The sequence below is a fragment of the Bradyrhizobium sp. A5 genome (assembly GCF_042076515.1).
GTDB lineage: Bacteria > Pseudomonadota > Alphaproteobacteria > Rhizobiales > Xanthobacteraceae > Bradyrhizobium > Bradyrhizobium cosmicum.
This window is the reverse complement of the sequence record NZ_CP148990.1, coordinates 4518103-4532260: the sequence shown is the minus strand read 5'-3', so window position 1 is coordinate 4532260 and position 14158 is coordinate 4518103. Positions and strand designations below refer to the sequence as shown.

Sequence of the window (14158 nt, the reverse complement as noted above, 5' to 3'; positions counted from 1 at the left end):
ATGGGTCTGGGTCTGGATGAGAGCGCCGGAGCCGCGATCGGGCGATGGTGCCAATATGCCCCTGTTTTGCCCGACGTGTCAAAGTCTGCTCGCAGCGAAAATTCGCAAGTCAAAACAACCTCGTTCTACTGTGCATGGGGTTGTTTTCGCGTCTTGGCTTGAGCCGGCCCTCACCCCTGGCGGCGCAGGAAGCCCGTGATCGTGACCTTTTCCCAAATGCCCGCTGCCGCAAAGGGGTCGGCGCGGTTGAAGGCTTCGACTTCGCTTCGGCCGGGCGCCTCGATCAGGAACAGGCTGCCGATCATGGTGGCGCCGTCGTCGGAGACGAGCGGACCGGACATCACGATCTTGACTCCGAAGCGAGAGGTGTCGCTCAGGAAAGCCTTATGGGCATCGTAATTGGCGAGCCGGGTCGGAAGCGCGCCGGCGCGGTCAACAGCATGAATGGCGAACAGCATGATGGTCTCCGTTGATTTGGCCGTTTCTTGGGACGGCCGCGAGCGGCGGCCGTCCATGTTCGTCGCAATCGGTCGATTTACTTGGCGCTGAGCTTGCCGGCTTCCTCGAAGGTCGGGCAGGTGCGCTGCTCCAGCGGCACGTCGAACGGTTGGTAGTTGTCCTTGGTGATGACGGTCGGCTTCAGGACGATCTCGGCAATGATGGGCTGGTTGCGCAAGCTGCGGATCGCCATCATGGTGCCGAGGCAGCCCTGCGCAAATCCGTTGTAGTCGCCGCTGGCGAGCAGCTTGCCGGACTTGATCGCGTCGATCGCCTCCTTGGTGCCGTTAATGCCGATCACCTGCGCCTTGCGATTGGCGCCGTCGAGCGCCTCGATCGCGCCGACCGCCATGGCGTCATTGGCAGCTAACACGCCGTCGATCTGCGAGTTCGACTGCATCAGGTTTTCCATCACCTGGAGTGCCTGCAGCCGCTGGTAATTGCCGGGCTGCGAGGCCAGCAGCTTGGCGCCCGCGTTTTCCTTCAGTGCGTCGTTGAAGCCGCGCACGCGGTCGACATTGGTCAGCGAGCCCTTGACGCCCTCGATGATGACGATGTTGCCCTTGCCGCCCAGCGTCTTGAGCAGGAAGCGCGCGGTCTCGAGCCCGAGGCTGTAATCGTCGGCGCCGATGAAGGAGAGGAACTTGCCGCCGGCGGAGCGGTCGGTGATGTTGACGACGGGGATCTTGGCTTCGTTGATCTTCTCGACGCCCGGCACCATCGCCTTGTAGTCGACCGGCGTGAAGACGATCGCGCTCGGCTTCTTCACCACCACGTCCTCGATCTGGCTGAGCTGCTCGGGAATCGAGTCCGGCTTGGTCGGGATGTACTGCAGCGTCTTGGCGTTCAGCACCTTCGCCATGTTGTCGGCGCCGACCCGCACCGTCTGGAAGAACGGATTGGTCTGGTTCTTGGTGAAGACGGCGATGGTCTCGCCGTCAGCGCGCGCCTGCGTGGTGAACGCGGCCGCCATCAGCAGCGGTAGCGCCAGATAACCCAGTTTATGTTTCATGTTGCCTCCATCCCTCGTTTTGCTTGTTGGTAGTCCAGGAACTCATTGCGCGCGGCGGCGGGTCTTCATGTCGAGCCAGACCGCGAGAATGACGATGATGCCGGTCACGAGCGGCTGCCAGTTGGCGCTGACTGAGAGTAGATTCATGCCGTTCAGCACCAGCGTCAGGATCAGGGCGCCGATGAAGGTACCGAACACGGTGCCGACGCCGCCGAACAGCGAGGTGCCGCCGATCAGCACGGCCGCAATCGCCGGCAGCGTCAGGCTTTCGCCGATGTCGGCCTCCGCGGAATTCAGCCGCGACAGGAAGATGATCGAGGCGAGCCCCGCCATCGTGCCGGAGACGGCATAGACCAGCAGCAGCCGGCGCGCGACCGGGATGCCGGAGAGCCGGGCCGCGACCGGATTGGCACCGATCGCATAGATCTCCTGGCCCCAGATCGTTCGCTGGGCAAACAGCGTTCCGATGCCGAGGAACACCAGTAGCAGGTAGACCGGGATCGGCAGGCCGAACAGATAGCCGCTGCCGATCTGGCGGAATCCGGCCGGGAAACCGTGGAGCGTCTCGCCCGCCATGTACCAGTAGGTGAGGCCGTTCAGCACCCAGAGCATGCCATAGGTGGCGATGAAGGAGGGGATGCGCAGGGCCGTGACCATCACCCCGTTGAGCAGCCCGACGATGCCGCCGCAGGCAAGCCCGGCGAGGATGCCGAGCGCCGGCGAGCCGGTCTTGTGGATCACGGTGCCGGCGATGCAGGCGGACAGTGCGACATTGGCGCCGACCGAGAGATCGAGGCCAGCGGTCAGCACCACCAGCGTCAGGCCGGAGGCGATGAAGAAGGTCAGGCTCGCCTGCCTGAGTACGTTGAGGATGTTGCCGAGGCTCAGGAAGGAATCGCTGAGCACGGCGAGCACCGCGCAGATCAAGAGCGCCGCGAGCAGGCGGTAGAACACCTGGATCGCGTCCTGCGACAGGAAGGAGCGGGGCGGCATCATCGCCTCTTTGGTGATGTCGGTCATGCGCGGCTCCGGAGGCCGTCGAGGAACAGCGCGACGATGACGAGGACGCCGACGCTCGCGACCTGCACCGATGATGGCAGCGAGATCAGGTTCAGCCCGTTGCGCAACACCCCGACGGAAAGGACGCCGAGTAGGGTGCCGAGCAGCCAGCCGTTGCCGCGCTCGAACGAGGTGCCGCCGACCGCGACGGCCGCGATGGCATCGAATTCGAGCCCGAGGCCGGCGGTGGGATGGCCGGAATTCATCCGCGCGGTCATCAGCAGGCCGGCGATGCCTGCCATGGCGCCGCCGATCGCATAGACCACGATCAGCAGCTTGTTCGGCGACAGGCCGGCATAGCGCAGCGCCTCGCGGTTGCCGCCGAGCGCGAAGATGTAGGTGCCGAAGCGGGTGTGATAGAGCAGGCCGTGAAATGCCGCGTAGGTCACCAGTGCCATCACGATCGGCACGGGAACGCCGAGCAGCGTGGCCGAATAGATGTCGCGCACGCTGTGGGGGATGCCGACCACGCTCTGGCCGTCGCTGACGATCAGCGACAGGCCCTGCGCCATGCCGAGCGTGCCGAGCGTCGCCACGAAGGGCGGAATGCCGACGATGGCGACCAGCCAGCCGTTGGCGAAGCCGAAGGCCGTGCCGACCAGCAGGCCGGCGCCGAGGCCCAGCAGCATCGACTTGGTCGCGAGCGACACGATGGCAACGCAGAGCGAAGTCAGCGTCAGCACCGCGCCCATCGACAGGTCCAGTCCTTCGGTCATGATGATCAGCGTCATCGGTAGCGCCAGCATCGTCAGGATGGTCGACTGCACCAGCACGTTGGAGAGATTGGCGACGGACAGGAAGCCGGGTGCGATCGCGCCAAACAGCGCGATCAGGAGCACGAGCACGATGGCAACGCCGGGAATGCGCTGCAGCGGATTGGGTTGCGAGACGATTGCGGCCTCACGCATGATGCATCCCCAGTCGCACGATGTTCTCCTCGGTCAGTTCGTTGCGCGTCAGGTGCCCGGCGATGCGGCCCTCGCGCATCACGTAGGCGCGATCGCAGACATGGCAGATTTCGATCTGCTCGGATGAGATCATCAGTGCCGCGGCGCCTTCGGCGACCAGACGATCGATCAGGGCAAAAATCTCGGACTTGGCGCCGATGTCGATTCCACGGGTCGGCTCGTCGAAAATGAACAGCTTCGAGCCGGCCGCCAGCCACTTGCCGATCACGACCTTCTGCTGGTTGCCGCCCGAGAGCAGGCCGACGGTCTGGCGCGCGCTGGGCGTCGCGATCCTGAGCTGCCGGATCAGGCCGTCGGCGGTGCGTTGCGCAGCGCGCTGGTCGAACAGGCCGCTCGGGAACAGCTTTCGCAGCGCCGAGACCACCAGATTGTCGCTGACCGACCGCAACAGCGCGAGGCCTTCGCTCTTGCGGCTCTCCGGGATCAGCGCGATGCCGCGGCGGGCGGCCAAATCAGGCTCGCCGGACATGGCCTTGCCGTCGAAAATGATCTCGCCGGCGCTCGTGGGATCGGCGCCGAAGATGGCGCGCGCAACTTCGCTGCGGCCCGAGCCGACCAGGCCGCACAGGCCGACGATCTCGCCCCGTCGCACCTCGATGTTGATGTCGGAGATGCCGCTTGGCGCGCTCAGGCCCTTGACCTCGAGCAGCAGCTCGCCGGGCTTGTCGGCAAAATTGCGCGGATAGGTCATGTCGACGTTGCGGCCGACCATCATCCGGACGAGCTGATCCGGGGTGACGTCGGCAGGTTTGACGCCGTCGATGCGGCGGCCGTCGCGCAGCACCGTGATGCGGTCGCCGAGCGCGAACACCTCGGCCATGCGGTGCGAGATGTAGACGATGGAGACGCCGTCGGCCTTCAGCCGCGCGATCAGCGCGAACAGCAGCTCGGTCTCGCGGTCGGACAGCGCCGCGGTCGGCTCGTCCATCACGAGGATGCGAGCGTTCTGGCTGATCGCCTTGGCGATCTCGACCATCTGCTGCTGCGCGACGCCGAGCTTGTCGACGGTGGTGGACGGATCGATCTCGAAGCCGATCGTATCGAGCACACGCCTGGCGTCGGCCAGGATCTTGCGGCGGTCGATGGTGCCGGGGATGCGGCCTTTCGGCTCGCGGCCGAGGAAGATGTTCTGGGCGATATCGAGATGGGGGACCAGCGAGAATTCCTGGAAGATCACGGCAATGCCGAGCTTCTGCGCATCCGCCGTCGATGAGATATCGACCTTGTCGCCCCTGTAGTAGAACTCGCCGGAATCGGCGCGATAGGCACCGCACAGCACCTTCATCAGGCTCGACTTGCCCGCGCCGTTCTCCCCGAGCAGCATGTGCACTTCGCCGGGGTAAACGGCAAAGGACACGTCATCCAGCGCCTTGACGCCGGGAAACTCCTTGCTGATGCCGCGCAGCTCCAGCAGCGGCACCGGTAAGGCGGTCTCGATGGCCAACGCAGCATTGCTCATGCGCGTGCTCCGCTCGCAAAGATCTTCCCGGGGTTCATCAGTCCATCGGGATCGAGTGCCGTCTTGATCGACCGCATCACGTCGACGGCCTCGCCGAGCTCGTCGGTGAGATAGTCGATCTTGCCTATCCCGATGCCGTGCTCGCCGGTGCAGGTGCCGTCCATCGCAATGGCGCGGGCGACCATGCGGGCCTGCAGCGCCTTGGCACCTTCGGTCTCCTCGGGCCTGGCCGGGTCGATCAGGATCAGCGTGTGGAAATTGCCGTCACCGACATGGCCGACGATCGGCGCGGTAAAGCCGTGCTCGTCCGCGTCGCGCCGCGTCTCGGTCAGGCATTCGGCCAGCCGCGAGATCGGGACGCAGACATCGGTTATCACGGCGCGTGCGCCAGGTCGCAAGCCGAGGCCGGCATAGAGCGTGTTGTCGCGGGCGTGCCAGAGCCGGCTGCGGTCTTCCGGTGCCTTGGCCCAGGCAAAGCCATGACCGCCATGGTCGGCGGCGATCGCCTGTGCGGCCTCGGCCTGCTCGGCGACGGAACTCTCGGAGCCGTGGAATTCGAAGAACAGGGTTGGGGCCTCGCGATAGCCGAGCTTGGCGTAGGCGTTGATGCCGCGCATCATGACGTCGTCGAGCAACTCGATGCGCGCCACGGGGATCGCGGATTGGATCACGGAGATCGCGGTGTCGACGGCGTTGTGCAACGTATCGAAGCTGCAGACCGCGGCCGAGATGGCCTGCGGTACCGGATGCACCTTCAGCGTGACCTCGGTGATGACCCCGAGCGTTCCCTCCGCGCCCACGAACATGCGCGTCAGATCGTAGCCTGCAGCCGATTTGCGCGCGCGCCTGGCGGTGCGGATCACGCGGCCGTCGGCCAGCACCACCTCCAGCGCCATGACATTGTCCTTCATGGTGCCGTAGCGCACCGCCATGGTGCCGGATGCGCGCGTCGAGGCCATGCCGCCGATGGAGGCGTCGGCGCCGGGATCGATCGGGAAAAATAATCCGGTGCCGCGCAGCTCGGCATTGAGCTGCTTGCGCGTGATGCCGGGCTGCACCACGACGTCCATGTCGCTGTCGTGCAAATTGAGCACCTTGTTCATGCGGGCGAAGTCGAAGCAGACGCCGCCCGCAACCGCGGCCGCATTTCCTTCAAGCGACGTGCCTGCGCCGAACGGGACGATCGGCATGCCTGCGCCGGCGCACAGTTTGACGATCTCAGCGACCTCCTGAGTCGTCTCTGGGAAGACGACGATGTCGGGCGGCAAGTTGCGATAGTGCGACTCGCTCTGCCCATGCTGGTCCAGCACGCCGCGCGCAACGCTCGCGCGCGGGCCGATCATGCCGGTGAGGCGTTCGGCCAATATGCTCGTGCTGACCCGCGGTCCCATCACTAACTCCCGTCTGCTCCCTGTCGCCGGACTCTTGTTCGGTCCGTCGCCGACCAGTCTAGGCGGCTCTTGCGCTGCTCGCGACCTGCTTCAGGCCGAAATCGTAATTGAGGTGAAAATAGTCGCGCTCCACCATGCGACCATCCGGCGCACGGCCGGCAGAATGCCGGACGAATTCGCGGATCAGGCTGTCTTTGACGCCGAACACCACGTCGCTGTCGAGATATTGGTCGCCGGCGACGAACACGTGCGTGACGAGCTGCTCGAAGCCCGGCGCCGAGATCATGAAGTGGACATGCGCGGGGCGCCAGGGATGGCGACCCTGAACCTCCAGCATCTCGCCGACCGGACCGTCATGCGGGATCGGATAGGCGGCGGGCTTGATCGACCAGAAATGGAAGCGGCCGTTGGCATCGGTGTGGAAGCGGGCGCGCATCGCGAGATCGCCGATGTCGTCGAGCTGCTGCACGTCGTAATAGCCGTCGTCGTCGGAATGCCAGACGTCGACGGTGGCACCTACGAGCGGCTGTCCGTCGACGGTCGAGACGGAGCCGGTGACCAGCATCGGATCACCCTCCATCGGGCCCGAGATATCGGCGCCGCTATCCTTCTCCGGCGCGGCCTGGACGAAGAACGGGCCAAGCACCGTGGTCTCGGTCGCGCCTTCCGGCACGGGATGGTTGATCGCATCGACCAGCATGGAGACACCCAGCGCATCCGACAGCAGGATGAACTCCTGGCGCTTGTCGTCGCACATGTGGCCGGTGCGGGTCAGGAAGTCGATGCCGTATTCCCATTCCTTCTGGGTCGGCCGCACCTCGCGGACGAAGGCATGGAGATGGCGCACCAGTGCCTCGCTGATGTGCTTGATGCGCGGATCGCTCGCGTCCTCGATCCGCTCAAGCACCGCGTCGGTGATCGTGGTCTCGTTGAAGTTACGCATGGGTGCCTCCGCGATCAGAGTTTGGGTTCGCCAAGCCCGGACAGCCGTTCCAGGTGCTTGACGGTCGCGATGAAGTCGGTGTCGCCATCGCCTTGCGCCACCAGCGAGCCGTAGGTCTCGCGCACTTGCGCGGCGAGCTGGAGCGGCACGCCGACGGCGTGGCCTGCGCCGAGAATGAGATCGAGATCCTTCGCCATCTGCTTGCAGGAGAAAGTCGACTCGAAATCGCGGTTGCGCAGCGGCGCGGTCTTGTATTTCACCATGGGCGATGCAACGGCGCTGTCGTCGAGCACCTTCAGAATGTCCTGCCAGGCGATGCCGCCCTTGCGCGCCAGCGCAAGGCTCTCCGCCATCATCGCGGCGGATACCGCGATCATCAAATTGACCGAGAGCTTTGCGTAACGCGCTTCCTCGGCCGGCCCGAGATAGGTCTGGGCGCGGGTGAAGGCTGCGAACAGCGGCTTTGCGTTCTCGAAGGTGTCTTTTGGTCCCGACACGAAGCAGGTCAGGGCGCCGGTATGGACGATGCTGGCATTGCCGGAGACTGGTGAACGAAGATAGGCGATACCACGGGCCTGCGCGGCGGCTGCAACTTCAATGGATGCTTCGACGCTCACGGTGCTGGTCTCGATAAGAACGGCTCCGGGCGCCATCGCGGCGATGAGGCCGGTCGGGCCGAGCGAGGCGCCGCGCAGCGCGGCATCATCGGGCAGCGACGTGATCACGACGGCCTTGCCGCTCACGGCCTCGGCCGGCGAGGTGGCAATCGAGATGCCTTGCTCCCGCGCTTCGCTGATCCGCGCCGCGTTCTGATCGAACGCGGTGACGGCATAGCCGGCCTTGGCGACGAGGGCCGACATCGGCAGGCCCATCTTGCCGATCCCGATGAAAGCGACGTTCTTTGATGCGTCTGTCATTGTTGTTGTCCGTTGGCCGCTCAGGCGGCGTGTCCCCGTCGTTCGATGTCCTGCACCAACCGCCGGCCGGATTGCGCCAGCAGCTCTTTCTTTGCTTCCAAATCCTCGACCAGCAACCGGCCGTTCCGCTTCTTCCAGGCGCCGCCGATCATGACGGCCTCGATATTGGCAAGGCCCGTCTGCATCACGACGGTCGCGACGGGATCGTGCACCGGGACAAGGTTGAGATCGGACGCGTTGATGATGACGAGGTCGGCGAGCTTGCCCGGCGTCAGCGATCCGATCTGGTCCTCGCGGCCGAGCACGCGGGCGCCTTCCGTCGTGATCCAGCGCAGCGCTTCCCGAACGGGGATCGTGGTCGTAGCCGGAATGGTGCCGCTGGCCTTGCGCGACTCCGCATTGTCGAGCGCCCGCTGCATCGACAAAGCGATGCGGGCGACGGAGAGGAGGTCGCCGGCCAGCACGGACTCCAGATCAATGCCGATCGTTGGTCGTACGCCGCGCTTGAGCAGCCGCCCGGTGATCGGGAAACCGTGGCCCTGGATCATCTCATTCTCCGGCGTCACCGAGAAGGACACGCCGAGATCGACCAGCCTGTCGAGGAGATCGTCGGGCAGGTCGTTGCCATGGACGATGTTGATGCCGGGGCCGACAAGGCCGGCCTCGATCAGCTTCTCCCAGCCACCCGGCGTCTTGGCCGGACCGCCGCCCTGATGCATCGATGCGATCAGCTTCAGCTCCCGAGCCAGGCGGAAATCGTGCATGGCGACATCGAGCGTCGAGTAATGCGGGCCAAGGATGGCAAGCCCGAGCGTGACGAGGCCATCGCGGTCGGCGAGGGGGTCGGCCAGCAGCCGTTCGATCTCGCGGCGCGGATGCGGAATCTCGGAGAAATGCGGCTCGCCGGGCTTCGGCTCTGGCTTTGGCGAGCCGTGGAAGAAGGCGGCGCGGATGCCGCTATCGATCAGGCCGCGCACGGCCGCGTCGGTGTGATCGGGTGTCGGATTGTTGTGGCACCAGTCGACCAGCGTGGTCGTGCCGCAATTGATCTGGTTCAGCGCGCCGACCAGCGTCGCAATGTGGATGTCCTCCGGTCGGAACACGGTCGCGAGCCCGGCATGCATGCGGCGGAAATATTCCAGCAGCGTCCAGTTGGCGGCATAGCCGCGCAAGCCGGTCTGCCAGGTGTGCATATGCGCATTGATCAGGCCGGGGATGACGATTCGGCCTTTGCCGTCGACGATCTCGCTCGCACCGCTGCCGAGCTCGATCGACGGACGCACGTCGACGATGCGGCTGCCCTCGATCAGCACATCGCCGGTATTGAGATCGCCGATCGCGTCATCCATGCTGATGACCGTGGCGGATTTGATCAGCGTGCGCCTCATTGCTTTACGCCGCCGCTTTGATGGCAACCGGCGGCTCGCCGGCCCAGGCGCGCGCAATGAGGTCGCGGATGGCGCCCCGCTCGAGCGGGCGCGGATTCCAATAGGCATTGGTGACGGCGAGATCGGCCGCCTTGTCGATGCCGCTTTCGGGCATCCCGATGTCGCGCAGGGCCAGCCTGGCGCCCAGCCGCTTCGCGAGGTCGAAGAATCCCTGCGAGGCATCGGCCGCGCCGATCGCACGCGAGATCCGCGCCATCGCATCGGGCACGGCCGGTGCGTTGTAGGCCAGCGCATGCGGGAGCACGATGGTGTGGGTTTCCGCATGCGGCAGATCGAACGTGCCGCCGAGCGTATGGCAGAGCTTGTGATGCAGCGCCATGCCGACCGTGCCGAGGCAGACCCCGCACAGCCAGGCGCCATAGAGCGCCTCGGTGCGGGCCTCGCGGTCGTCATTCTCCAAGGCAATCGCGGGCAGGGCGCGGGCCAAGGCCCGGATGCCTTCTTCCGCCATCAGCGATGTCACGGGATTGGTGTCGCGCGCGTAGAGCGCTTCCACCGCATGGGCGATCGCGTTGATGCCGGACGTTGCGGCGAGGCTGGCCGGCAGCGTGAGGGTGAGATCGACATCGTAGATCACGGTCTCCGGCAGCACGGCCGCATCGCGCACCGTGGTCTTCAGGCCGTTCTCGGTCTGGCCGACGATCGGCGTCATCTCCGAGCCGGCATAGGTGGTGGGAATGCAGAGCTGGTTGACGCCGGTGCGCAAGGCGAGCGCCTTGCCGAGGCCCGTCGTGGAGCCGCCGCCGAGCGAGACCACGCAGTCGGCCTCGCACGCCTTCATCGCCGCGAGCGCGCGCTCCGTGACCTCGACCGGGGTGTGCATGGTCGCGCCGGGAAAGATGCCGGCATAGAGCGAGCCGAGCGCCGTACCGAGGCTCCTGCCCTGGGCTTCCTGCTGCGGCGTCGTCAGCACCAGCGCGCGCTTGCCACCGAGACGCTCCACCTCCGCCTTGGCCGAGGCCAGCGTTCCGCTGCCGAACACGACGCGGCAGGGCAGGTTCTCGAAGGTGAACGAACCGATCATGCGCCGGTCTCTTTGATGGGATAATCGACCTGGAAGCGTCCGATCCGCAAGTCGCCCAGCGCCTCGCGGACGCGCAAATGTTCGGGGTGATTGGCATAGGCCGCCAGCGCGGCGTGGTCGGTGAATTCGGAGAACAGGACGACATCGCAGGCGTAGTCGACGTCGCTGACGTCTACACCGACTTCAATGTGGGTGAGGCCGTCGATCCGGCCGCGCAGACCTTCGAACAGGGTTTTGACCTTGACCCGGGCCGCGGCGCGCTCCTCTTGGGTCTCGCCGCGCAGCCGCCACATCACGATGTGCCTGATCGGGCCCGACATTTCCTGGTTTCCTCGCCTGCCATTGTGCTTTGTTGGCGCTATTTTGCCTTGCGGAAAGTGGAAATAAAGACCAAAATTTGTAAGTCTCTTTTCCGATTTATGCAAAAATGGACCGGCTGCTCCAACTCGAAGTCTTCTCCAGAACCGCCGAACTCGGCAGCCTGTCCAAGGCCGCCGAAACGCTCCGGATGTCGAACGCGGCTGCCAGCCGCCATCTCAGCGCGCTGGAGGAACGGCTTGCGGTCCGGCTGATCGAGCGCAACACGCGCCGGCAATGGCTGACCGAAGCGGGGCAGGAGCTACTGCAGCGCTGCAACCCGCTTCTGAACGAATTGGCCGAAGCCGAAGACGCCGTCTCCGACCGAGCGCTGTCGCCGAAGGGCATGCTGCGGGTAACGAGTTCGCTGTCCTTCGCGATGATCTATCTCGCGCCGATGCTGCCGGCCTTCCGCGCGCTCTATCCTGATCTCAGCGTGCAGATCATCAGCGCAAACCGCTATCTGGACTTCATCGAGGCCGGCATCGACGTGGCGATCCGCACGCGCGAGCAGGAACCGGATTCCAATATCATCGTCCGCCGCATCGGCCAGATGCATCGCGTGCTCGCGGCTGCTCCGTCCTATCTGGAGAAGCACGGACGGCCGGAGCATCCCGCCGATCTGGCCCGCCACAACATGCTGATCTACAACCTCGCCAACGATCCCTATTCGCTGCGCCTGAGCCAAGGGGGCGCAACGCAGACGATCCGGATCGCACCGACGCTCGACAGCAATGACGGTCAGATCATCTGCGGCGCTGCGCGCGCCGGGCTCGGCATCCTGATCCAGCCGCTTTACATAGTGCAGAGCGATATCGCGGCCGGCCGTCTGGTGCCCGTGCTGATGGGTTGGGAGCTGCCGCTGCTCACCATGAACATCGCCTATCAGAACCGCGTCCGGCTGCCCGCCAAGATCAGGGTCTTTTCCGATTTTCTTGTCAGCCACATCCGAGAGCATTCAGAGCCGGGAATCTGGATCGACGCGACAAAGTGATGGGCAGGCGGAGTTCCGGGGGCTCTGACCGCACTGCACAGTTTTGCTACACGTCGACACGAATTGCGGCAATCTTCGCTGCAACAACGCGCTTGACATAATAACCGATCTCAACGACCGTAATGCACGAGCGTCGGGCAAGGCAGCCCGTCAACGCGAACAAGTTCAAACCATTTCCAACGCCACGCGAATGCGTGTTTGGTTGGCGGCGAGCGCGCCCTCGGCTTTACAGCCGGCGGGCGCTTTTTTATTTTGGATCGAGTGATGACGCGAAGACATTATCGGATTGGCGTGATGTTCTCGACGACGGGCTCCTACAGCGTCGTCGCGCGGTCGATCCTCAATGGCGCGTTGCTCGCGTTTGAGGAGGTCAACGCAACCAGCCACGATATCGAGCTGGAGCCAGTGGTGGTCAATCCGTCGGGCGACCTCGCGCGCTATCGTTCGCTCAGCCTTGAGCTGCTCGGTTCCGGCATACGCCAGGTGGTCGGCTGCTACACCTCGTCGAGCCGCAAGGAAGTGATCCCGTGTTTCGAGAAGTTCGACGGGCTGCTCTGGTATCCCTCGCACTACGAGGGTTTCGAGAGCTCCGATAACGTCATCTATACCGGCGCGGCGCCCAACCAGCACGTGCTGCCGCTCGTCGACTATCTGGCGTCCCGGGTCGGCTCGCGCGCCTTCTGCATCGGCTCGAATTATATCTGGGCCTGGGAGAACAACCGCATCTTCCGCGAGGCGCTGATCGCGCATGGCGGTACCGTGCTCGCCGAGCGCTATCTCTCGATGGGCGATACCGAGGTCGACCAGGTCATTGCCGCGATCATCGAGCAGCGCCCGGACTTCGTCTTCAACAATCTGATCGGCACCAGCGCCTATGCCTTCTTCCGCGCGTTCCGTGCCGCCTGCCGCGCACGCGGGATCGATCAGGCCGCGGAAATTCCCGTCGCGAGCTGCACGCTGTCCGAACCGGAATTGCCGGAGATCGGCCCCGATGCCATCGACGGACATCTGTCGTCGAGCGTCTATTTCTCGTCGCTGAATTCGCCGGAGAATGCCGCCTTCATCAATGCGTATGCGCAATCCTTTCCGGATGGACCGGTCTCCTCGGCCGACGCCGAGTCGTCCTATATCGCGGTCAAGCTGCTCGCGGCCGCATTGTCGCAGGCCGGCACCGACGATGCGCGCAGGGTGCGCGCCGCCGTGGCCGATCAGCGGCTGCGCGCGCCGCAAGGTGAGGTCCGTATCGACCGGCAGACCTTTCACGCCTGGCTCACGCCGCGGATCGGCCGCTCGTCCGTCAACGGGCAATTCGAGGTGCTGCTGGAATCCCGCGAGCCGATCGCGCCCGATCCCTATCTCGTCCAGTCGTCGCCGCGCTTTGCCAGCGCAATGCGCTCTCCGCTGTTGAAGGTGGTGTAATCATGAGCTCTCGACTGCTACAGAACTTCAAGGGCGGCCGCGCCATCGTCGTGACACGGCGAGGCGGATGGGAGAGCACGCTCGAAACGACGCTCGCCAAGCTTGGCGTCTCCACCGAATACCCCGAAATCATCGACGGCCGCGCGCAGATCGACGTGACGAGCCTGCAGGCCGACCGCGACATTCTCTTCGTCGACGGCGATCTCGAAGGGGCCGTCGCGATCGAGGTCCATCCCACCTCGCGGCTGCCGCCGGTGCCGGTGATCGGCCTCGTCGGCGTCGAGGCGCCGAGCCGGCTGAAGGCGCTCGTCAATCTCGGTGCGACCTCGTTCCTGCGCAAGCCGGTGCATGGCGGTGCGGTCTACACATCCCTGTTCATGGGCATCAACCAGTTCCTGCTGCGCGCCGAAATGAGCGAGCGCCTGCAGGACCTCGAGGAACGCCGCCGCGGTCGTCGCGCGGTGATCCGGGCCGTGATCCTGCTAATGCAGCAGGGCGGTCTCGACGAGGAAGGTGCCTATTCCCAGCTCCGTCGCGAAAGCATGCGCGCGCGGCAGAACATGGAACTCTATTGCGAGGAGTTCCTGAGCAAGCGGGCGAAGCCGCCCGATACGTCCGGCCGCACGACCGGCATCATGCTGCAAGGCGGCAACAAGCAAGCCATCTAGG

Annotated in this window: 14 protein-coding genes; 3 read left to right on the top strand and 11 right to left on the bottom strand. The window is 65.0% G+C overall.

Going from position 1 to position 14158, the window contains the following annotated elements; translation table 11 throughout:
• Nucleotides 1-170: 170 nt before the first annotated feature.
• The 11 genes from WHZ77_RS21845 to WHZ77_RS21795 all read right to left on the bottom strand — a co-directional run bounded on the left by WHZ77_RS21845 (nucleotide 171) and on the right by WHZ77_RS21795 (nucleotide 11039).
• Complete coding sequence (locus WHZ77_RS21845) at nucleotides 171-458, bottom strand: YciI family protein (RefSeq protein ID WP_247501416.1); 288 nt, start codon at nucleotides 456-458, stop codon at nucleotides 171-173.
• Nucleotides 459-535: 77 nt separating this feature from the next.
• The gene (locus WHZ77_RS21840) at nucleotides 536-1510 is read right to left on the bottom strand and encodes a sugar ABC transporter substrate-binding protein (RefSeq protein ID WP_375309825.1); all 975 of its coding nucleotides are present in this window, start codon (nucleotides 1508-1510) and stop codon (nucleotides 536-538) included.
• A gap of 42 nt (nucleotides 1511-1552) precedes the next feature.
• Entirely contained in the window at nucleotides 1553-2530 is a 978-nt protein-coding gene (locus tag WHZ77_RS21835; RefSeq protein WP_015687159.1) for an ABC transporter permease, read from the bottom strand.
• Complete coding sequence (locus WHZ77_RS21830) at nucleotides 2527-3477, bottom strand: ABC transporter permease (protein ID WP_375309824.1); 951 nt, start codon at nucleotides 3475-3477, stop codon at nucleotides 2527-2529. Before WHZ77_RS21830 ends, WHZ77_RS21835 begins: the two co-directional genes overlap by 4 nt.
• Nucleotides 3470-4996 (bottom strand): sugar ABC transporter ATP-binding protein, encoded by a 1527-nt coding sequence (locus WHZ77_RS21825; RefSeq protein ID WP_375309823.1) that lies wholly within the window; start codon nucleotides 4994-4996, stop codon nucleotides 3470-3472. The genes WHZ77_RS21830 and WHZ77_RS21825 overlap by 8 nt, the downstream gene beginning before the upstream one ends.
• Nucleotides 4993-6387 carry an FAD-linked oxidase C-terminal domain-containing protein gene (locus WHZ77_RS21820; RefSeq protein WP_375309822.1) on the bottom strand — a complete coding sequence of 465 codons (1395 nt, stop codon included), beginning with the start codon at nucleotides 6385-6387 and terminating at the stop codon, nucleotides 4993-4995. The genes WHZ77_RS21825 and WHZ77_RS21820 overlap by 4 nt, the downstream gene beginning before the upstream one ends.
• Before the next feature lie 58 nt (nucleotides 6388-6445).
• The gene (locus tag WHZ77_RS21815; RefSeq protein ID WP_375309821.1) at nucleotides 6446-7330 is read right to left on the bottom strand and encodes an intradiol ring-cleavage dioxygenase; all 885 of its coding nucleotides are present in this window, start codon (nucleotides 7328-7330) and stop codon (nucleotides 6446-6448) included.
• 14 nt (nucleotides 7331-7344) lie between these two features.
• The gene (locus tag WHZ77_RS21810) at nucleotides 7345-8247 is read right to left on the bottom strand and encodes an NAD(P)-dependent oxidoreductase (RefSeq protein WP_375309820.1); all 903 of its coding nucleotides are present in this window, start codon (nucleotides 8245-8247) and stop codon (nucleotides 7345-7347) included.
• A gap of 20 nt (nucleotides 8248-8267) precedes the next feature.
• Nucleotides 8268-9635: an amidohydrolase family protein gene (locus WHZ77_RS21805; protein WP_375309819.1), complete on the bottom strand. Its 1368-nt coding sequence runs from the start codon at nucleotides 9633-9635 to the stop codon at nucleotides 8268-8270.
• Between the two features lie 4 nt (nucleotides 9636-9639).
• Nucleotides 9640-10719 (bottom strand): maleylacetate reductase, encoded by a 1080-nt coding sequence (locus WHZ77_RS21800; RefSeq protein ID WP_375309818.1) that lies wholly within the window; start codon nucleotides 10717-10719, stop codon nucleotides 9640-9642.
• Nucleotides 10716-11039 carry a Dabb family protein gene (locus tag WHZ77_RS21795; protein ID WP_375309817.1) on the bottom strand — a complete coding sequence of 108 codons (324 nt, stop codon included), beginning with the start codon at nucleotides 11037-11039 and terminating at the stop codon, nucleotides 10716-10718. The genes WHZ77_RS21800 and WHZ77_RS21795 overlap by 4 nt, the downstream gene beginning before the upstream one ends.
• Before the next feature lie 107 nt (nucleotides 11040-11146).
• Here WHZ77_RS21795 and WHZ77_RS21790 point away from each other — a divergent pair, with 107 nt between their 5' ends.
• From WHZ77_RS21790 to WHZ77_RS21780, 3 genes are all read left to right on the top strand, one after another.
• Nucleotides 11147-12070, top strand: a complete 924-nt coding sequence (locus WHZ77_RS21790) for a LysR family transcriptional regulator (protein ID WP_375309816.1) — start codon at nucleotides 11147-11149, stop codon at nucleotides 12068-12070.
• Between the two features lie 264 nt (nucleotides 12071-12334).
• Complete coding sequence (locus WHZ77_RS21785) at nucleotides 12335-13489, top strand: transporter substrate-binding domain-containing protein (protein ID WP_375309815.1); 1155 nt, start codon at nucleotides 12335-12337, stop codon at nucleotides 13487-13489.
• A gap of 2 nt (nucleotides 13490-13491) precedes the next feature.
• Nucleotides 13492-14157, top strand: coding sequence for an ANTAR domain-containing response regulator (locus WHZ77_RS21780; protein ID WP_375309814.1), 666 nt, complete (start codon nucleotides 13492-13494; stop codon nucleotides 14155-14157).
• Nucleotide 14158: the final 1 nt, after the last annotated feature.

Excerpts from the sequence above, each read along its gene's own strand:
- WHZ77_RS21845 (WP_247501416.1), bottom strand. The coding sequence starts at position 458 with ATGCTGTTCGCCATTCATGCTGTTGACCGCGCCGGCGCGCTTCCGACC.
- WHZ77_RS21840 (WP_375309825.1), bottom strand. The coding sequence starts at position 1,510 with ATGAAACATAAACTGGGTTATCTGGCGCTACCGCTGCTGATGGCGGCC.
- WHZ77_RS21835 (WP_015687159.1), bottom strand. The coding sequence starts at position 2,530 with ATGACCGACATCACCAAAGAGGCGATGATGCCGCCCCGCTCCTTCCTG.
- WHZ77_RS21830 (WP_375309824.1), bottom strand. The coding sequence starts at position 3,477 with ATGCGTGAGGCCGCAATCGTCTCGCAACCCAATCCGCTGCAGCGCATT.
- WHZ77_RS21825 (WP_375309823.1), bottom strand. The coding sequence starts at position 4,996 with ATGAGCAATGCTGCGTTGGCCATCGAGACCGCCTTACCGGTGCCGCTG.
- WHZ77_RS21820 (WP_375309822.1), bottom strand. The coding sequence starts at position 6,387 with ATGGGACCGCGGGTCAGCACGAGCATATTGGCCGAACGCCTCACCGGC.
- WHZ77_RS21815 (WP_375309821.1), bottom strand. The coding sequence starts at position 7,330 with ATGCGTAACTTCAACGAGACCACGATCACCGACGCGGTGCTTGAGCGG.
- WHZ77_RS21810 (WP_375309820.1), bottom strand. The coding sequence starts at position 8,247 with ATGACAGACGCATCAAAGAACGTCGCTTTCATCGGGATCGGCAAGATG.
- WHZ77_RS21805 (WP_375309819.1), bottom strand. The coding sequence starts at position 9,635 with ATGAGGCGCACGCTGATCAAATCCGCCACGGTCATCAGCATGGATGAC.
- WHZ77_RS21800 (WP_375309818.1), bottom strand. The coding sequence starts at position 10,719 with ATGATCGGTTCGTTCACCTTCGAGAACCTGCCCTGCCGCGTCGTGTTC.
- WHZ77_RS21795 (WP_375309817.1), bottom strand. The coding sequence starts at position 11,039 with ATGTCGGGCCCGATCAGGCACATCGTGATGTGGCGGCTGCGCGGCGAG.
- WHZ77_RS21790 (WP_375309816.1), top strand. The coding sequence starts at position 11,147 with ATGGACCGGCTGCTCCAACTCGAAGTCTTCTCCAGAACCGCCGAACTC.
- WHZ77_RS21785 (WP_375309815.1), top strand. The coding sequence starts at position 12,335 with ATGACGCGAAGACATTATCGGATTGGCGTGATGTTCTCGACGACGGGC.
- WHZ77_RS21780 (WP_375309814.1), top strand. The coding sequence starts at position 13,492 with ATGAGCTCTCGACTGCTACAGAACTTCAAGGGCGGCCGCGCCATCGTC.